This is a genomic window from Paenibacillus vietnamensis, assembly GCF_020169515.1.
Taxonomy (GTDB): Bacteria; Bacillota; Bacilli; order Paenibacillales; family Paenibacillaceae; genus Pristimantibacillus; species Pristimantibacillus vietnamensis.
The window spans coordinates 430,163-448,304 of sequence record NZ_JAHMHW010000004.1; the positions used below are offsets into that span (position 1 = coordinate 430,163).

General features: G+C 50.9%; 13 protein-coding genes. 6 read left to right on the top strand and 7 right to left on the bottom strand.

Annotation, left to right across the window (positions count from 1 at the left end):
- Positions 1 to 31 precede the first annotated feature (31 nt).
- On the bottom strand, positions 32 to 2,293 hold the full coding sequence (locus KP806_RS12195; protein ID WP_224723906.1) for a glycoside hydrolase family 3 protein: 2,262 nt from the start codon (positions 2,291 to 2,293) through the stop codon (positions 32 to 34).
- Between the two features lie 312 nt (positions 2,294 to 2,605).
- Positions 2,606 to 3,124 (bottom strand): PadR family transcriptional regulator, encoded by a 519-nt coding sequence (locus KP806_RS12200; protein ID WP_224723908.1) that lies wholly within the window; start codon positions 3,122 to 3,124, stop codon positions 2,606 to 2,608.
- A gap of 229 nt (positions 3,125 to 3,353) precedes the next feature.
- Here KP806_RS12200 and KP806_RS12205 point away from each other — a divergent pair, with 229 nt between their 5' ends.
- On the top strand, positions 3,354 to 4,571 hold the full coding sequence (locus tag KP806_RS12205; RefSeq protein ID WP_224723910.1) for a cytochrome P450: 1,218 nt from the start codon (positions 3,354 to 3,356) through the stop codon (positions 4,569 to 4,571).
- A gap of 63 nt (positions 4,572 to 4,634) precedes the next feature.
- Here KP806_RS12205 and KP806_RS12210 read toward each other — a convergent pair whose 3' ends face one another.
- Positions 4,635 to 6,278 carry a sensor histidine kinase gene (locus KP806_RS12210; protein WP_224723911.1) on the bottom strand — a complete coding sequence of 548 codons (1,644 nt, stop codon included), beginning with the start codon at positions 6,276 to 6,278 and terminating at the stop codon, positions 4,635 to 4,637.
- Complete coding sequence (locus KP806_RS12215; protein WP_224723913.1) at positions 6,275 to 7,822, bottom strand: response regulator; 1,548 nt, start codon at positions 7,820 to 7,822, stop codon at positions 6,275 to 6,277. Before KP806_RS12215 ends, KP806_RS12210 begins: the two co-directional genes overlap by 4 nt.
- Positions 7,823 to 8,038: 216 nt before the next feature.
- Here KP806_RS12215 and KP806_RS12220 point away from each other — a divergent pair, with 216 nt between their 5' ends.
- The 4 genes from KP806_RS12220 to KP806_RS12235 all read left to right on the top strand — a co-directional run bounded on the left by KP806_RS12220 (position 8,039) and on the right by KP806_RS12235 (position 13,101).
- Positions 8,039 to 9,331 carry an ABC transporter substrate-binding protein gene (locus KP806_RS12220; RefSeq protein WP_224723915.1) on the top strand — a complete coding sequence of 431 codons (1,293 nt, stop codon included), beginning with the start codon at positions 8,039 to 8,041 and terminating at the stop codon, positions 9,329 to 9,331.
- 73 nt (positions 9,332 to 9,404) lie between these two features.
- On the top strand, positions 9,405 to 10,286 hold the full coding sequence (locus KP806_RS12225) for a carbohydrate ABC transporter permease (protein ID WP_224723917.1): 882 nt from the start codon (positions 9,405 to 9,407) through the stop codon (positions 10,284 to 10,286).
- Positions 10,283 to 11,125 (top strand): carbohydrate ABC transporter permease, encoded by an 843-nt coding sequence (locus KP806_RS12230; protein ID WP_224723919.1) that lies wholly within the window; start codon positions 10,283 to 10,285, stop codon positions 11,123 to 11,125. Before KP806_RS12225 ends, KP806_RS12230 begins: the two co-directional genes overlap by 4 nt.
- A 38-nt stretch (positions 11,126 to 11,163) precedes the next feature.
- Positions 11,164 to 13,101, top strand: coding sequence for a hypothetical protein (locus KP806_RS12235; RefSeq protein WP_224723923.1), 1,938 nt, complete (start codon positions 11,164 to 11,166; stop codon positions 13,099 to 13,101).
- A 43-nt stretch (positions 13,102 to 13,144) separates the two neighbouring features.
- Here KP806_RS12235 and KP806_RS12240 read toward each other — a convergent pair whose 3' ends face one another.
- Positions 13,145 to 13,924 carry a class I SAM-dependent methyltransferase gene (locus tag KP806_RS12240; RefSeq protein ID WP_224723925.1) on the bottom strand — a complete coding sequence of 260 codons (780 nt, stop codon included), beginning with the start codon at positions 13,922 to 13,924 and terminating at the stop codon, positions 13,145 to 13,147.
- 77 nt (positions 13,925 to 14,001) lie between these two features.
- Positions 14,002 to 14,862 (bottom strand): AraC family transcriptional regulator, encoded by an 861-nt coding sequence (locus tag KP806_RS12245; RefSeq protein WP_224723927.1) that lies wholly within the window; start codon positions 14,860 to 14,862, stop codon positions 14,002 to 14,004.
- Between the two features lie 144 nt (positions 14,863 to 15,006).
- On the opposite strand from KP806_RS12245, the gene KP806_RS12250 reads away from it, so the two are divergent.
- Positions 15,007 to 16,980, top strand: coding sequence for a beta-galactosidase trimerization domain-containing protein (locus tag KP806_RS12250; protein WP_224723928.1), 1,974 nt, complete (start codon positions 15,007 to 15,009; stop codon positions 16,978 to 16,980).
- 191 nt (positions 16,981 to 17,171) lie between these two features.
- Here KP806_RS12250 and KP806_RS12255 read toward each other — a convergent pair whose 3' ends face one another.
- Entirely contained in the window at positions 17,172 to 18,122 is a 951-nt protein-coding gene (locus tag KP806_RS12255; RefSeq protein ID WP_224723930.1) for a glycoside hydrolase family 43 protein, read from the bottom strand.
- Positions 18,123 to 18,142 lie beyond the last annotated feature (20 nt).

Genomic DNA, 18,142 nt, shown 5'->3' on the forward strand with positions numbered 1-18,142 from the left:
TCGACGCTGCCGCCGCCTTCTCATTCTGCACCTATCTGATCTTTCCGTATTTCGCCGTGCGGGCGTCCGAAATAGCGCCTCTCCAGTTCAGGCCGAACGCGAAATCATAGGCATGGCCGGCCGAATCGACGTAGACCTCCATGTCGTGCGGCACGTCCTCAAGCTGCTCCTCCACTGTTCTCATGTGTGCCGGCAGCTGGAAAGGCAGCAGCGCCTGCGGCTCGAACGCGCCGGAGAGGATGTCCAGCACCGCCTGGTCCTGCACGCCGAAATGGGCAACGATGGCGTCCGCTTCCCGTTCGAATTCCGCTACGACCGCGGGGTTCGACAGAAGGATGGAGACGACAACCGGTTTCCCGCCCATCAGCCGCTTGGTTTCAAGCACGGTTTCGAGATCGCCGGCGTTCGAAACGGTGACCGTTTTGCCTTTGTAGGAGCGGTTCAGCACGTCGCGAGGGTCTCCCGCCAGGCTCGTTTCGCGTGCATGCTCGGCCGTGTACGGTCCATACTGGAGACTGATCGGCACATAACCGTTTCCTCCCGCCTCGACGTCCGCTTTGCTGTAGCCCTTCGTCGACCGCGGGCTTTCCATGCACACCAGTGCGAAATCCGCTTCCTCCGGCCGGTCTGTCACCTCGTAATATTTGCGGACGACCTCAAGATTTACGGGATAATGTTCCGAGGCCGGAATCGGCGCACCCATCCAGTCCGTATCCGCCGGAAGCTTGCGCTTCGGGATATAGACGCTTTTTCGCTTCGGCAGCGGCAGCGCGCCTTCGTTCTTGAGGAGAACGACGGACCTGAGCTGAACCTCGTAGCCCGCTTCCATGAACGCGGAGCAGCCGACGACGGCGGCCGTCTCTTCTGCCTGCAAGTAAGGGTCCTCGAACAAGCCGAGCCGGAACATGTTGAGCAGCAGACGGACCGCCGATTGCTCGAACCGCCTGCGCATGAAAGCTTCGCCGTGCTCCCGGACGCCGATGTTGTAAGCCTCGATGACCGGCCCGATCTCGTTGTTGCCGCCGAACTGGTCGACGCCCGCCATAAGCAGCTTGTAATGACGTTCCGCGACCGTATAGCCTTCCTCCACACCCCAGCAGCGTCCGCCCGGGAACAGCTGCGTGATGTCTTCGCCTTCGTCGGCGGTAATGCCCCAGTCAGTGCAGACAACACCGTCGTAACCGTATTTTTCCCGCAGGAGATCGTTAATGAGATAGGTGTTGTAGGAGTTACCGACGTTCTCGCCGTTCTTCGGATCCTGCAAGGCGGATATCGTGTAATACGGCATAACGGCCGACGCCTTTCCAGTTGCGCCTTCGAGACGAAACGCCCCTTCCGTGAAAGGAACCAGATGCTCGTCGAAGTTGCCGCCCGGATAAACTGCGTACTTCCCATAACCGAAATGCGCGTCCCGCCCCGCTTCGCCTGAGCCGCCTCCCGGCCAATGCTTCACCATCGCATTGACGCTGTCGTACCCCCAGCCGTCCGCGATTTCCGCCTGACCTTCCGACGTCTGAAAGCCGTCGACATAGGCTCTTGCCATATCCGCCGCAAGCTGCGGGTCTTCGCCGAACGTCATGCCGAACCGGAACCATCGCGGGTCGGTCGCAATATCGATTTGGGGCGAAAGCGCGGTTGCAAGTCCGAGCGCCCGGTACTCCTTCGAGGCGATTTCGCCGAAAAGGCGGGCGGTCTCCGGATCGAACGTAGCGGCGAGCCCCATGCTTTCCGGCCACATCGAAATCGTCCCGCCTGCACCCGCGTTGAATTCCTTCGACGTATCGGAGCCGTGCCGGGGATCCGAGCTGTTATTGGCCGGAATGCCGAGGCCGATGCCCTCTGCGAACGCCTGCACATTGTTGTTCCAAACGGACGCGATCTCCGGGCTCTGCACCCGTGTCACTAAAATATGCCGGATATGATCATTCTTTAAGAAAGCGAGCTGCTGGTCGGACAGTTCGCCCGGCTCAGCCCCGCTCTCCTCGAACGGTTTGCCGCCGTGGTAGGTGGCAGGAAACCAGCCCATGTTGCCCGGAATAGCCTGATGGCTGCTGTAAAGCATGAGACCTGCGATCTGTTCGATCGACATTCTGGAGGCCAGATCCTTTGCGCGCTCATCGGCCGGCAGCCGCCAATCCTCGTAAGGATTCAGCTTTCCGTCCTTATCCAGATCCTTGAAGAAGAGGCCGTCCGCCTCCAGGATACGGACACCGGACGCCTCGGAATAACCGAGCCTCGGACCGTTCGCGTTATGCACATAACGGATGCCTGCGCTTTTATTCGTTTGCTGCATCGTTTCCCCACCTTTACTTGCGAATTCGGGAAAGTTCCCGGCTAATGGCTTCGGACTTATGTTTTGTGATGAAACAGACCCATAGGATCGCCTCGGCAGCTTTGAGCCGTGCAGTCGTCCTTTCATCCGTCGCCACAGCTTGTCCGATTCAATTGTATCGAAATACTCCGTCCGAGAGCTTTCGGAATAACGACCTTTTGTTTTTGGTTTTCCGACCTCTTTCTCGACTCCTTTCACAGAAAAAAAGTGCTTGATATTGTCTCCACAATATCAAGCACTCTATTTTTGACGTATCGAATAGACAAGTTTTTTTTATTGCTCCGATTGAATTTGCTGCATCAAATGCTCCACCCAAGCCCTTTCTTGCTCGGCTTGCGTTTTTCTGAACCGTATAACCTCAGCAGCGAACTGATTTTGCGAATGGACATCGTCGTATCGCTGGTAACGCTCTTTTTCTTCCTCCAGCACCGCCAGCCGTTTGCGCAAAATCTCGAGCCGCAGCTCGGGCTCCAACCGGTCGAACACAGCGACGCGCACCAGAAATTCCATCGGATTTGCAGCAGCTTTTTTTGGAAAATCACGAATGAGCTCGGTAAAAATTTCTTCCCCGGCATCCGTCAGCAAATAAACATGCCGGTCAGGCTTGCCGTCCGTCTTCTCGACCTCCTTGCTCATGGCGCCCATCTCGAGAAAACGCCGCAAGGCAGGGTATAACAAGTTGTTATTGATTTCGAACGATTCCCCGAGCGCCTCCTGAACGTTTTTCTTGATCTCATAGCCGTGCTTAGGTCCAGTGAGCAGCTGTCCCAAAATCAATATATCTGCGTACATAGGATCACCTTTTTTTGAATTTTTAGTGAACATTCCATCCGAAAGCAGGAAATGAACCTCTATATGTTAAATTAACCTATGTAAGTTTAACACAAAATTTCGACACAGCCAATCATGCAAGAAGGAGGTGTTCCGCAACATTTTTAGGTATTACCCCTTCATGGACGGCAGATCGCCGGAACCGACGAAGGTTACCGATCAAAATCATTCCAATTTGGAGGGAATCCTAATGAAAGCGAACTCTCAAATCATCCTGCTGCATGAAATCTCGAAGCTTGGCACAAGTACGGCGCAATGGGAACCGTATGCCTGGTACAAGGAAATGAGAGACAACAACCCCGTCTATTATGATGCCGAGCAGGATGTTTGGAACGTATTTTTGTACGATCATGCCAAACGTGTGCTATTCGACCATGAGCTGTTCTCCAACAAAAAGGAGCGAAGCCTGATTCCCATTCCCCAGCGTCTGGAAAGCCGGAGCAATGTTAATCTGGTCGATCCGCCGGAACATCGAAAACGCCGAGCTCTTCTTGCCCAGGCCTTCACTCCCCGAAGCCTCAAAGATTGGGAGCCGCGGATACAAGAAATCGTTGACGGCCTAATAGCGGAGATGGAGGGTGCCCCGAGCGTCGATATTGTGGAAAGCTTGGCAATTCCATTGCCGATCATCGTGATCGCGGATTTGCTCGGAGTCCCATACCAGGATCGGCGCCAGTTCAAAACATGGTCCGACATCCTCTTCCTCCCGTACAATAATGAAGCATTTGCCGACATCGAGCAGCAAAAGGGCCAGGCCATGAAGGAGTTCGCAGAGTATTTGTATCCCATCGTTCTGCAGAAACGGAACCATCCGGAGGACGATATCATCTCCGATCTGACAAAAGCCGAGCTGGAAGGCGAGCGGTTGACTGACGAAGAAGTGGTCATGTCAGCCATCGGACTCCTTGGAGCCGGCAACGAAACGACGACCACATTAATCTCCAACATGTTCTACTGCATGCTGTTTGACAAGCCGGGCATCTATCAGGAGCTGAGATCCGATTTGTCGCTGGTACCGAAGCTGACCGAGGAAGTGCTGCGCTTCCGCTTTGCGGCAACTATGGATCGGAAGGTAGCCCAGGATACGAACGTCTTCGGGCCCGAGATGAAAGCGGGACAAGCTATCGTGGCGTGGATCGGCTCCGCGAACCGGGACGAATCCAAATACGAAAGCGCTGACGTATTCGATATCCATCGTCCAGGCAATCAGCAGCATTTGACATTCGGAGCCGGTCCTCATTTCTGTTTGGGTGCCCCTCTCGCCCGGTTAGAAGCTAATATGGCACTAACCTCGTTTGTGAAACGGTTCGCCGATATCCGTCAGGTCGAGGGGTTTGAAATTGCACCGCATTTGACCGTATCGATCACCGGACAGTCGTTAAAAAGTTTTCCTATTGAGCTGAGATAGAAGCAAGGGAAACATACAGAAAGCCCATCACGTGATGGGCTTTCAAAGGTTCTGTCCATAAACTTACTGCCCTTCATGAAGAGGCAGGGTAAGGACCGCACGCGTCCCGCACTTGCTCGCATAAATCGAAATTCCAAACTGACGATTAGACTGAAGCCGGATTCGCTCATTGACGTTGCTGAGACCGTACCCGTACAGCGATTCGTCGATCTTGGCCTCGCCGAAACGCCGAAATAGTTCCATGCCGTTATCCTCAATCACAATTTCGCAAACTGCCTCACGTTTCATACCTCTAATCGTGATGATCCCCCTGCCCTCACGAAGCGTATCAATGCCATGCTCGATCGCGTTTTCAACGAGCGGCTGAAGAATAAAGTTCGGTACCGTAAGCTGCATCCATTCATGCGGTACGTCAAATTCAACCTCAAACGAATCGTCACGCGCGATTTGCTGCAAAGCAATATAGGCTCGAATATTGTCCAGTTCCGTTTTGAGCGTACTTATATTTTTCCCTTGATTAAGTGCCGTCCGGTAAAATGTCGCAAGGTCGTTCGTCATTTGCGATATTTTCATTTGGTTATGCTCGATCGCAATCCAGTTCATTGTCGAGAGCATGTTGTATAGAAAATGCGGATTAATTTTCTCCTGCAGCAGCCGGATTTCAAGCTCTTTCTTCGTAATTTCGAACCTGTAGCTTTCCAGTATAAGCTGGTTAATCCGTTTCATCATCGTTTGAAACGATAAGGCAAGACTTCCGATTTCGTCTTTATACGACGTATCCACCTGAATGTTCATATGACCTTCGCGTACTTCTTGCATTTGATGCGTTAGGACAAATATCCGTTTAACAAGCGAACGGGACAGAAAATGGATCATCACGATGACCAGCAGCAAACAGGATACTGTAATGGTAACATTAAGCAGAAGCTGGGACGTTGAACGGGAGGACATGCTCTGGCGCTCGAAGTCGTAACGAACTTCCCAGCCGAGCGGCGCAAGTGTCCGCGCAGCACGGTAGAGGTGATCGTCCGCATAATTCGGATGATATTCATAAAACGTGCTGCCGTCATGGGCAATCGTAATATTTGCAGGCGGTGTTACAAAGGACTCGAAGCTTTGAGTGAACAGTCCCTCCTTGATGCGCATTCGCGCGACTCCCGACACTTCGCCTGTAATCGAATTCCGAATCGACTTGCTAACGAATAGCCTGCCTTCCTCCTCCTGCCACAAATAGCTTCCGGATAGCAGCGCCTCTCTGTACCAGCCGGTTTCCTGAACCGTGTTTGCACTTTTGATCAAATCCGTTAGCACATAAAATTCAGTTGTTGTGTATATTTGCAGCTTGTCGATATTGTAATTGGATAATAGCGCATTATACAGGAACGGCCCGATATACGCATCGGCGATCCGGGTCGTCTCCAGCTTCGTGAGTTGGCCGGCCTGCAGCAAAAACTCTTGAAAGCTGTAATTGTTCACAACAAGAGACAATGAGGATTCGGCTTGGTACAGCTTCGTCTCCATTTCTTTGGTTACACGGTCTACCGTATGATTAAGCTCTTCTTCCATCTGCACTCGAACAAAACTAAGCGAGGAATAATACGAATAGCCGCCAAGCAGCAGCAGCGGAATCATAAAAACGATGACGTAAGACAGTTTCAGCTTGCCCGAAAACGATAACGTCTTCCAATATTCGCGCAGCCTCCTCATCTGCCTTCCTCTCTCTCCCTGTACTGTGCGGGGCTTACGTTTTCCTTGCTTCTGAAAATAGAAATGAAGTAAGACGTATTTGGAATGCCGACCTTCTCCCCGATTTCCGACACTTTCGCGTTTGTCGTTCGAAGCCAATATTTGGCCTGTTCGATTCGATAATCCGCAATGTATTTGCTAATGTTCTGTCCGGTTTCTTTCTTAAACAGCGCACTTAAATAAGCGGATGTGACGTTCGCCTGGTCCGCTAGATAGGCAAGTCCCAAATGACTGCTTCCATATTCGGCGGCAATGAGGTCTTTGACCATACGAACCGTGCGGTTTATATCCAAGCTGTCGTTTTGTTTCGATTCGATTTTACGGATGATCTTTTCAATGACGCCCATCGTCCGGCCCAAGCTCCCGGTCGAGTAAATTTCGTTCACGAAATCTTCCGGTTTTATAAAAAATCCGCTGCCGGCGGATATTTTCTTAATCATTTCGGTGAAAATATATTTTATAAAAATTTGACTGTAGGAACGGCTGTTGTGGATCTGCGATTGCAGCCTGTCCAGCTCCGAGTAGGCTTCGGCATAGTTCTGAACCTTGACGCAGGTAACGATTTTTTCGATCGACATATTCAGCACGTCATGACTCGATTCGATAAGAGCATCCTTCTGCACATTTACAACCGTGTTGGAAGAAATGAAATAATAATAATCTGCATATGAACTCATTCTTTCGTATTCGGGCTTCAAGTCTTCAAGGCTTGTTAATGTTCTTCCTACAATGACGAGTGCGGGAGACAGCTTCCGCTGTCCGGATGCCCGAAGCAGCCTATCGCAAAAGGTACCAGCACCCTGCTCCACTTGCCCGCCAAACAGACAGACGAGGAAGCTCCCTTCATCCGGTAGACAGTAGACAAAGTCGAAAGGCTTACGCGAATATTCGTTAGCCTCATCAAATGCTTCGATGAACGACGTCCCCTCGCAGCATATGATAATCGGTATAAATGGAGAATACCTGAAGGAGGGCACAAGCTCATAAACATCATCGTAAGCCGCCCTTACCTTGTTAGAGCTTGGGCTTATTAATAGCTGAAGCTGCTTTTCCAGTCTGTCCTGCTTCGAGTCTTCAATCAGTTTCCGGAATTTATCCGACTCCGCTCTGCGCGTTTCCCGTTCCGTGCACCAAGCGATCGCTTCTTCCATAATCGAATGGAAATCTTCCATGTTAATCGGCTTGAGTAAATATTTGTTTACGCCTAACGCGATCGCGTTTTGCGCGTATTCAAAATCGGCATAAGCGCTATACAAAATCATAAACATTTCGCCTTTACGGTCTTGCACGCCGCGAATGAGACCAAGGCCATCCAAAAAAGGCATCTTAATGTCTGTCAGTAAAATATCAACATTCCCTATTTGTTCCAGTACGGTTAGCGCATCTTCACCATTATTGGCTTTAAGAACCCGGAGATTGTAGCCGCCTCTCCTGATTAGCGTTTCGATGCCGTCGCGCTCCTTCTTCTCGTCGTCGACGACCAATATCGAAAATTCGCCGGACATGAGGACACCACCTTAACGTTTATTGCGATCCGCATAATCGATAATCGACTTTCATTGTATCTTCTTTCCTTATCTTCGACTACGGCATAATCGGCCAAACATAAAAAATCGATACGGATATTAAAACTTTATCATTCCAGGCAGCTGATGCCGCTGTCTATAATAAACGTAAGCTTACTTGCAAGGGCTGACTTTCTATCGGGGGTGTTAGTTGAAATGAACAAAAAAATAATTTTGTTAGGGGCATTAATCACCGCATTTATGATCGGAGGATGCTCCTCCGGCAGTGGCAATGCGGGCACTGGAAATGAAAGCTCCGGCGGACAAGCGTCCAAAGGAACAAAAACGATATCGATGATCGGCTGGTATGAAGAAGGGATTATGAACGATGCGATTACTAAGATCAACGAAAGCCTGGACGGCTACAAGCTTGAATATACGTTCGTCAACCTAAAGCAGTACAACAACGTACTCAGTACGCAGCTTGCGGCCGGCGAAGGTCCGGACATCGTGATGGACGGCGCCTCTTTCCCTGCCCGCATTAAAGCAGGCAACCTGATCGACATCAGTAACGAAGCTTACGTCGCGGATTTCAACGAAGCGGGATTAGCGCTATCGACCTCGGCTAACGGGAAAGTATACGGCATCCCTGCTTACGGCTGGTATTCGGGGGTATGGTACAACAAAGAAATATTCGCCAAATACAATCTGACTCCGCCGCAAACGTTCGACGAGCTACTGGCCGTCAGCCAGACACTTACCGATAACGGCGTGCAGCCGCTCGGCTTCGGTTTATCCGATAGCGATACGGCATGGCATTCGCTGATCGGGTATTTGGAAAATGCGTACTATAACGGCGGCAAGGCGACAACCGCCTTCGATACGCAATTCGCCAAAGGAGAAACGACGCTTAGCGGCCATCTGAACAGCTATGTCGATGAATGGGCGCAATTGATCGATAAAGGCTTTATTAATGAAAAAATGCTCGGCATTTCGGGAGAGCAGGTTATTCCTGAATTTATTTCGGGCGAAATTGCCATGTTTAACGGAGGCCCATGGCAGTACACGCAGTTGAAGGAATCGGGCATGGAATTCGGTATGTTCTCGCATGTCGGAAACGATAAGGACAACAGGTGGCTGGTCGGAGGGCCTGCCGCCAACTTCGGAATCAACAAAAACAGCGAGAACATGGAAGGAGCTAAAGCTGCCCTGAAACTGTTCGGCTCCAAGGAAGTGCAGCAAAGCATCCTGAAAAGCAATCCGGGCGGCTTCAGTTACTTCAAAGGACTGGACAGCGAGCTTCCGGAAGAATACAGCGCAATCAAGGAAATCCTGGAAGCAGGAAGAGTCGGCGTGTCGTGGGACCGCTGGGGCACGAACATGCCTGCCCAATCATTGATCGACGAGGGGCTGAAGCAGCTTCAAGGCATGGTTGCCGGCATGACGACCACGGAGCAATTTTTGAAAGCGATGGACGACAAAGCGAACCTTATCCGATATAAAGACTAATAGAACCGAAAGAAACGGGGACTTGAAAAAGTCCCTTTCTCTTTCTTTGAGACCGCCAGAAAGGAGAAAAACCGTGAGAAATAAATTAAACGTTTATTCCCCCTATGTCATCATGCTTCTTCCATTGCTTGTGATTTATTCCGTTTTTTACATCGTACCGCTAATCTATACCGCCATCTACAGCTTCACGGACTGGAGCAACTATTCAAGCGCGATTCAATTTACGGGTCTTTCCAATTACCGGAAGATACTCGAAGACAACACCTTATTCGTTGGTGTTAAAAATTCGTTAGTATATGCCATTTCTACTGTTATTCTACAAAATTTGATCGCCTTGCCCGTTGCGGTGCTGCTAAACTCCAAGCTGAAATTCCGAAACGGCTTTAGAGCGATCTTCTTTAGCCCGGCCGTTCTCAGTACGCTGGTCGTCGGCTTCTTGTGGAGCTACATGCTCTCTTCGAGCGATTACGGTATGCTGAACAAGCTGCTCGCTTCCTTCGGCATCGGACCCGTTAATTTTCTGGGCGATCCGGATACGGCGCTGACCGCCATCATTCTGACTCAGGTATGGCAATGGTTCGGCTGGGCAATGGTCATCTACTTGGCCAATCTTCAAAGCATCAGCGAAGATCTGTACGAAGCGGCAAGCATCGACGGCGCGGGTCGTCTGCAGCAATTTTTCAGCATAACCGTGCCCCAGCTTGCGCCTGCCATCAAGATTAATCTCATTACCGGCATGATATCGGGGTTAAAAGTGTTCGATATTGTCGTGTCGCTTACGAAGGGCGGTCCGGGTTATTCGACCGAAACGATATTGACGCTTATGTTCTCAAAATTTTCGGAAGGCAATTACGGCTATGCCGCCTCATTCGGCATCGTATTTCTAATGCTCAGCCTCGCGCTGGCGGCATTGCTGCTGCGAACTTTTAAAATATGGGAGGATCGGCTCAATTGAAGACAACATCATTTAGCGAGCGGTTCATTCCGATTGTCTCCTTCCTGCTGATGTGCGGTTTGACGCTAATCATAGCCGTGCCGGTCTATTATCTCGTTGTCACGACGTTCAAAACGTCTTACGAAGCAGCCGTCTCTCCGCTATCGCTGCCATCGTCATTCAGCTTCAACGCCTACGTCGACGCCTTCGTCAAGATGGAATATCCGCGGGCGTTCATGAACACTTTTCTCATTACCGCTTTCTCGGTCGCCGGTGTCATTTTGTCCGCCTCCATGGGTGGTTACGTGCTGAACCGCAAGAGCGGCAGCAAATGGGGTAAAATCATCTTCATTTTCATCTTAGCCGGCATTATGTTTCCTTACCAAATGTCCGTACTGGGATTATATAAAGTCGTGCAAAGCCTGCATTTGATGAATACGTTAACGGCGGTCATCCTCATCAATATCGCCGTGAACATTCCGTTCGCCACCTTCATGTTCCGATCGTTCGTATCGACGATTCCGGGCGAGCTGGAGGAAGCGGCCAAAATAGACGGCGCCGGTTTTTACCGCGTGTTTTGGATCATTACGTTCCCTCTCATGAAGCCTATTATCGCTACAGTCGCTATATTAAACGCCCTAACCATTTGGAACGACTTTATGGGACCTCTCTACTTCATCCAGTCCAGGGAGAAAAATGTCATTTTGCAAGAGGTGTACCGCAACGTCGGACAGTTTTCAACCGATTGGACGAGTATGTTTCCGATGATGGTACTAGGCGTATTGCCGCTGCTCGCTTTTTATTTGATTATGCAAAAATATATTATCGGCGGCGTCATGAACGGCGCGTTAAAGGGTTAATTTCCAAAACTATTCCTATAGAGTCGGGAGTCATTCATATGCAGACAGCTAATTTTCAAGTGGAATTTTCCGAAAACGACACAATCCTGAAGCTTGTCCACCCGAACGATCCCTACCAGATGAACTGGGCTGGCGAACTCGGCAAATGGGGTCAAGTTAAAATGAAATCCGGATTGGACGTATCTGTGAACAGACAATCAACGGCGGATGGCAAGCTCAAGGAAACTTACGTGTTTACGAATCGGACGGAGTATGACGTCTATGTGAGGAAAGACGATATCGGCGTATACGCGACTTTTCCCGATCAATACGATTCGGCAGACGTATGCAAGACGCAGAGAAGCCACGCGCATATTTGGTGCGGCCGTGAATCCAGCTACATCATGGGACTAAGAATGGGCGGCATCGCTCCGCACTTGGGACTTGTGTTGACTGCCGGATCGATCGCCAATTACAGTATAGAACGGGATATTTCGCATAGCAGTAATCATCGCGGCAGCATGATCCTGCACCCCGCCCCTTTTATTTTGCCGCCCGGGGCTTCGTATACGCTGGAGTGGGAGCTGTTCTGGCACGAAGGTAAAGACGATTTCTACGCCAAGCTTCGGGACTATCCTCATTACGTTCATGTGGAAGCGGACAAGTATGTTCTCTTCTCCGGCGAGAAAAGCCGAATCGCAATTTCGCATACGATGCCTTCTCTTGATCAAGTATCCTTAACTCGTGAAGGGAAAGAGCTGCCGTTCACTACAGCAGGAAATACGCTGTTCGTCGAGGATGGTTACTCGCTCCCTGGCGAATACAAATACGACATACGCTTAAATAGTACAGAAACGTACTGCGTTGTTCTGGTGCTTCCTACACTCGAACGTCTCATAAAGGCGCGTTGCGAATTCATTGTCCGCAACCAGCAATGCCACCGGCCGGACAGCCGATTGAACGGTGCTTACCTCATCTATGACAATGAAGACGGTGACATGTACTATTCGCATTACCATGACCATAACGGCGGCAGAGAAAGGTTCGGTATGGGTGTACTGATCGCGACATATTTGCGCGTCTTTCGTCCGGAAAACGCCGGCGAGCTCGAGCACAGCTTGCTTAAATACGTCGAATATATTGAGAGGGAGCTGTTCGACGCCGAAAGCGGAGAAGTTTATAACGATATCGGACGCAATAATGATATTCACCGGCTTTACAACTATACATGGCTGGCAATCCTGTACATGGAGCTGTTTAATCTTTTCGAAGAGCAGAGCAGCTTAGTGAAAATGTCGAATATTATGCACGCATTCTATAAAAACGGAGGCGGCGCCAAATGGGGCAGCGATCCCAAGGAACAAGAGCTTCACGCCTTTGGCGGTTTATATCCGATCGAGCTTCCGATCCGGGATATGATCCGGCTTTTAAGGGAAAATGGCTTGACCATACAAGCGGATTCACTCTTCTCGCTGTTCGCCAAGCATGCCGAAACGATCCGCAAGATCGGCACGTCCTACCCGCCAAGTGAAGTCAAATATGAGCAAGCCATTGTTGCGCCGGCAGCTAACATACTTATCCAGATGTACGGGCTAAACGGAGATGAAGGTGAACTGACTGCCTTCCGCGAGCATTTGCGCTTGCTTGAGCTTTTCAGTGGCGGACAGCCCGATTACAATCTGCACGAAGTGGCGATCCGGCATTGGGACGGCTATTGGTTCGGCAAACGCAGACTGTACGGCGATACGTTCCCCCATTATTGGAGCGGCCTGTCCGGCAGAGTATACGCTGAATATGCCTCGGTAACCGGCGACGAACGATATGCGCGCCTTGCAGAGCGTTCGCTCCGGGGCGTTCTGAGCTTGTTCAAGGAAGACGGCAGCGCATCTTGTGCCAGACTTTTCCCGCTCAGCATTAACGATGTTCCCGGCAAGTTTGACGATCCTTGGGCAAACGATCAGGACTGGGCTTTGTACTTCATGCTGTCATCAGGATAAAAAACAAGCTTACCCGGAGCAATCCGGGTAAGCTTGTTTCTTGTCAAACTTTTTCCAGCATAACCATCCACTCATCAATATGGATCGATGAAATAGCCCCATCCTTCATCACGAGACCACAATATTCCCGCATTTCATCATTGCCCTGCAAAATGTGATTGGAAACCGCCTCCACCTGTTCTTCCGATCTTGCCGTCCGCCTGACCCACGTCGGATAATCAAATGCTTTTTTGCGGATGCGGGACTTTAACTCTCGGAAGCCGGCAATCTTCATCCACTCTTCCCATTCTCTTATGCGGCTGCAGCGCACATGGCTTTCGTCCCGCAGCCGTTCAAGCGTGTTGACAAAATCGTCAATCGAATCATGATCCGGCACGACATTATCAATGAGTAACAGCCGGCCCCCCGGCTTTAATACTCTGGCCGCCTCGTTTACAAATTGCCCTGGATTCGGGAAATGATGAGCTGCAATCCGGCAAGTTACCGCATCAAACGATTCGTCCAGAAAAGGAAGATTTTCAGCATCAGCTACCACATAACCGACATGATCGGACTGCTGCGATATAAAATTTCGTGCCGTTTCCAGCATCCGCCGCGTCAAATCAACTGCGGTAACAGAAGCTGCAAAAGGAGCTAACTTCTTGGCAACATGCCCTCCTCCTGTGGCAACATCAAGCACCTTCCAATGCGGTTTAAGCTGAAGCCACTCGCTTAGCAGGTCAAGATCGTCTCCATTCGCGTGGGTTTTGCTGGAAACATACTGCTCGGCATTTCTAGCGAATTGATCTTTTACCTTTTCTTTTGCATCCTCAAATTGTGTCATGATTACAGCCCTCCAGCCCATGTCGTGCATTTTAATCTATAACACTTCAATTATATGACGATTTTCTCTCAAAACGTCTAAATCGTTCCGCCGCGCTTCCTCTGTCTGTACGTTGTCGGCGGCACGCCGATGACATCCGTAAATTGTTTGGAGAAATAGTGGATGGAATCATACCCCAAATGCTCCGCAATCGACGTAACGGATTGATTGCTCTCCAGCAGCAAGACGGAGGCCTTCGCCATCTTCTGCTTTAGCTGGTACGCTTTGGGGGTCATCCCGGTATCTCTTCTGAACAGCTTATAAAAATGCGTTTTTTCCAGCCCCCACCGCTTACACCAGTCGGTGTAATTAAACTGCCGTTCCGGATTGCGGTCGATCTCTTCGAGGATATGCATGATCCGATAATCGCGGGGCTGCCCTTCGCGAACGATATTATAGAACCGCATCAGCCACCCCGACATCAAACAGGCGCCTATTTCTTCGCTGTAAATCCTGGACGAGGCATGCAGGCCGCATATTTGAATAAATAAATCAACGGCGTCCGGATAAGGCGTAATCATCACATGTGTCGGCAGCTCCTCCAGCTCCGGACAGCTCTCCTGCAGTGTGAGCAACGCAGGATCCGCTGAATCCGTTTGGAAGGAAAAAGTCGCCGCGCCGCTGCCCGGAATCTCCCACAAGTCGCAGTAAATATTAAAGGCCTCCAGCTGCAAGCCCGGATGATGATGAAACGAATGAGCTTGTCCGGGACGAATAAAAACGAGCGAGCCTTTTCCTACCTCGTACGTCTTGCCCTCAATAATCATACTTCCTTTTCCTTGAACGAACAGATGGAAGGCAAAGGCGTGGACTACCCGCGTTTCCTCATGAATGCTTCCTGTATAGGAATAACTGTGCGCGGATCGCAAATGAACGGTCATTTCGGTCAGCTTCTTCATAAGCCCGCCCCCACCCAGTTTCTAAATTAGCGGAATTTTATATAAATGAAGGAATCCTGTTTAAATACACGCCGCCACTTGCCATTTTACAATAAAGCCATATTCCCAAGGAATACTTAATTTTAGTATAAGGGAGCGTATAGCATGCAATTCAGACAAGTACATCTCGACTTCCATACGACCGAAAAAATTACAAACATCGCGAAAAATTTCTCCAAAGAGCAGTTTCAAGAAATGCTGCGCCTGGGACATGTCGATTCGATTACCGTATTCGCCAAATGCCATCACGGATGGGCTTACTTTCCTTCCGAAACGAATGAAATCCATCCGCACCTCGAATTTGATCTGCTGCAGCAGCAAATGGAAGCGGCCCACGAAATCGGCGTCAAAGCTCCCGTCTACTTGTCCGTAGGGCTTGACGAGAGAATGGCCCGCCTTCATCCGGAATGGCTCATGCGCAACGAGAAGGACGAAACGAACTGGGTCAACGGATTTATGACCCCGGGCTTTCATCAGTTTTGCTTAAATTCGCCTTATCTCGATTTGATGATTGTCCAAATCGAAGAAGTTGTGCGGAAATACGATGCGGACGGGATTTTCCTGGATATCGTCGGCGTTCGTCAATGCTATTGCCATACTTGTATCGCTCAATTACACCAAGAGGGTAAGGATCCTCGCGTGAAAAGCAACATTGTCGAGCTGGGCGAGCGGATCTACAGCAGCTACACTCGCCGGGTCGAAGAAGCGGTTCATGCGATCAAACCCGGTATGCCGATTTTCCACAATGCGGGCCATATCAGTCAAGGAAGGCGCGATCTTGCGGCGATGAATACGCATCTTGAGCTCGAATCGCTGCCTACCGGCGGCTGGGGTTATGACCACTTCCCGCTATCGGCGCGTTATGTACAGCAGCTTGGGATGGATTTTCTCGGCATGACCGGCAAGTTCCATACGTTCTGGGGCGAATTCGGCGGCTACAAGCATCCGAACGCGCTTCGTTATGAAACGGCGCTTAGTCTTGCCAACGGCGCACGCTGTTCCATAGGCGACCAGCTGCATCCGGAAGGACTCATGGATCCGGCTACTTACCGTTTAATAGGCGCTGCCTACTCCGAGGTCGAGCGGAAAGAAAAATGGTGTGTCAACGTTACCAATACAGCGGATATCGGACTGTTGACGGTTGAAGCCGCCGGCGCGAGCCAGGAGAATGACGCGATGTTCACCGGTAAATCCGATGCCGGCGCCGTGCGCATGCTGCTTGAAGGCCATTTTTTATTCGATGTCATTGATCTCCAGTCGGATTTCAACCGTTATAAAGTGATCATTCTCCCGGATCACATCGTAATAAATGAACCGCTGCATATGAAGCTCACTTCGTTCCTTGAAAGCGGCGGAAAGGTTTTGGCGACCGGCAATTCCGGACTTAACCCCGAACAAACTCATTTCATTCTCGATCTGGGTGTGCGGGATGCCGGAAGCAATCCTTACCAGCCTGACTATTTCAGGCCATTATTCCCGCTCGAGCCGCTTGGGGACGCGTCTTACATTTTCTATGCGAATGGCCGCCGCGTAGAGCTGGATGGCGGAGAGGAGCTTGGCAAGCGCGAGGATCCTTATTTTAACCGTGACGTTTATCACTTCTGCTCCCACCAGCATACGCCCAGCAGCTTGAACGACGGCGGTCCTGGAATGGTGCTTAGCGCGTGCGGCATTTACGTGGCCTGGAACGTATTCGAGGATTATGCCGTAAAAGGGTCGCTGGCTCTGAAGGAAGTGATCGTTTATGCATTGAACCTGCTGCTGCCGGACAAAACGCTGCAAACCAGCCTGCCTGCCCAGGGCATCGTTACGCTTCAGGAGCAAGCGTCCGAGAGCCGGTATATTAACCATTTGCTTTATGCAAGTCCGGTCAAGCGGGGTGACGGAATTGAAATTATTGAAGATATGATCCCTCTATCGAATATTCGCGTAACGCTCCGATTGCCCGGCAAGCAGGTAACCGGCGTATATACGGCTCCCGATTTAAATAAAGTTGCTTTTACGGTAGAAGGAGAAACGCTTAACTATCAAATTGATCAAATAATAGGCCATCAAATGGTAGTTATTGATTACGAATAATAGATCATGAGTAGCTGCTCCAACAAGCAACCGGGGAACGCCTTCGAGACCACCGTTTCGATCGTCTCGCCCGGCAGCTTGTGCTTTGTCACGCTCTCCATTCGTACTTGCTCCTTTCTTGACTGCCGGAAATATACGAAGAGCCGCCGAGGTGCAGTCACCTTCGGCGGCTAAGTCGTCCCAGAGCCTGATTATTCGAATATCGGCTTACCGTCAGCGCTCCACTGCAGCTTGCGGACGAACGTATGACGGTTCGGATCGTACAGCGGATCGCCGACGATTTCCTTGTACGTACGGGCGTGGAAAACAAGGATGTCATCCCGGCCGTCCTCCGACTTCGTGAAGCTGTTGTGGCCGGGGCCGAACAAACCGATCGCCTCGTCCGTTTTCAGCACCGGCTGCGGCGATTTCGTCCAGGAGGCCGGGTCCATCAGGTCGGCTTCTTCGGACGCTTCGAGCAGTCCCATGCAGTAATGATGGTTCGTTGCGCTCCCCGAATAGGAAATAAAGATACGTCCGCCGCGCTTCACGACGGCCGCCCCTTCATTCACGAGGAAGCCGATTACTTCCCAGTCGTACTCCGGCTTCGTCAGCATGACGCCGTCCGCCGCAAGCGTCCAAGGATTCGCCATCGGCGCGATATACAGGTTGGAGTTGCCCGTGATGTCCGGGTCCTTCTGGGCCCAGACGAGGTAACGGGTGCCGCGGTGTTCGAACGTCGTCGCGTCGAGAGCGAACGATTCCCACATCGTCTTGATCTGGCCTTTCTCGACCCACTCGCCTTCGAGCGGGTTCGCCGACGCGTTCTCCAGCACAAACATACGGTGATCGAACAATCCGTCGTTCGTCTCCGTCGTGCGGGCGGCAGCGAAGTAGATGTACCACTTGCCGTCGATGAAATGGATTTCCGGCGCCCAGATGTTCGCGCTCATCATGCCGGAAGCGTGCTTCCGCCACGCGACGTCCGGCTCCGCTTCCGCGAGCCCCGCGATCGTACTCGCCCGCCGCACTTCAATCCGGTCGTATTCCGGAACGGACGCCGTAAAGTAGTAGAACCCGTCGTCATGCTTATAAACCCATGGATCGGCGCGCTGCAAAATCATCGGTTGTTCAGTCGCCGTTCTCGTATTCTGTTCAGTCATCTCTCTCTCCCTCTCTATCC

Coding starts and splice junctions, on each gene's coding strand:
- KP806_RS12195 (WP_224723906.1), bottom strand. CDS start 2,293: ATGCAGCAAACGAATAAAAGCGCAGGCATCCGTTATGTGCATAACGCG.
- KP806_RS12200 (WP_224723908.1), bottom strand. CDS start 3,124: ATGTACGCAGATATATTGATTTTGGGACAGCTGCTCACTGGACCTAAG.
- KP806_RS12205 (WP_224723910.1), top strand. CDS start 3,354: ATGAAAGCGAACTCTCAAATCATCCTGCTGCATGAAATCTCGAAGCTT.
- KP806_RS12210 (WP_224723911.1), bottom strand. CDS start 6,278: ATGAGGAGGCTGCGCGAATATTGGAAGACGTTATCGTTTTCGGGCAAG.
- KP806_RS12215 (WP_224723913.1), bottom strand. CDS start 7,822: ATGTCCGGCGAATTTTCGATATTGGTCGTCGACGACGAGAAGAAGGAG.
- KP806_RS12220 (WP_224723915.1), top strand. CDS start 8,039: ATGAACAAAAAAATAATTTTGTTAGGGGCATTAATCACCGCATTTATG.
- KP806_RS12235 (WP_224723923.1), top strand. CDS start 11,164: ATGCAGACAGCTAATTTTCAAGTGGAATTTTCCGAAAACGACACAATC.
- KP806_RS12240 (WP_224723925.1), bottom strand. CDS start 13,924: ATGACACAATTTGAGGATGCAAAAGAAAAGGTAAAAGATCAATTCGCT.
- KP806_RS12245 (WP_224723927.1), bottom strand. CDS start 14,862: ATGAAGAAGCTGACCGAAATGACCGTTCATTTGCGATCCGCGCACAGT.
- KP806_RS12250 (WP_224723928.1), top strand. CDS start 15,007: ATGCAATTCAGACAAGTACATCTCGACTTCCATACGACCGAAAAAATT.
- KP806_RS12255 (WP_224723930.1), bottom strand. CDS start 18,122: ATGACTGAACAGAATACGAGAACGGCGACTGAACAACCGATGATTTTG.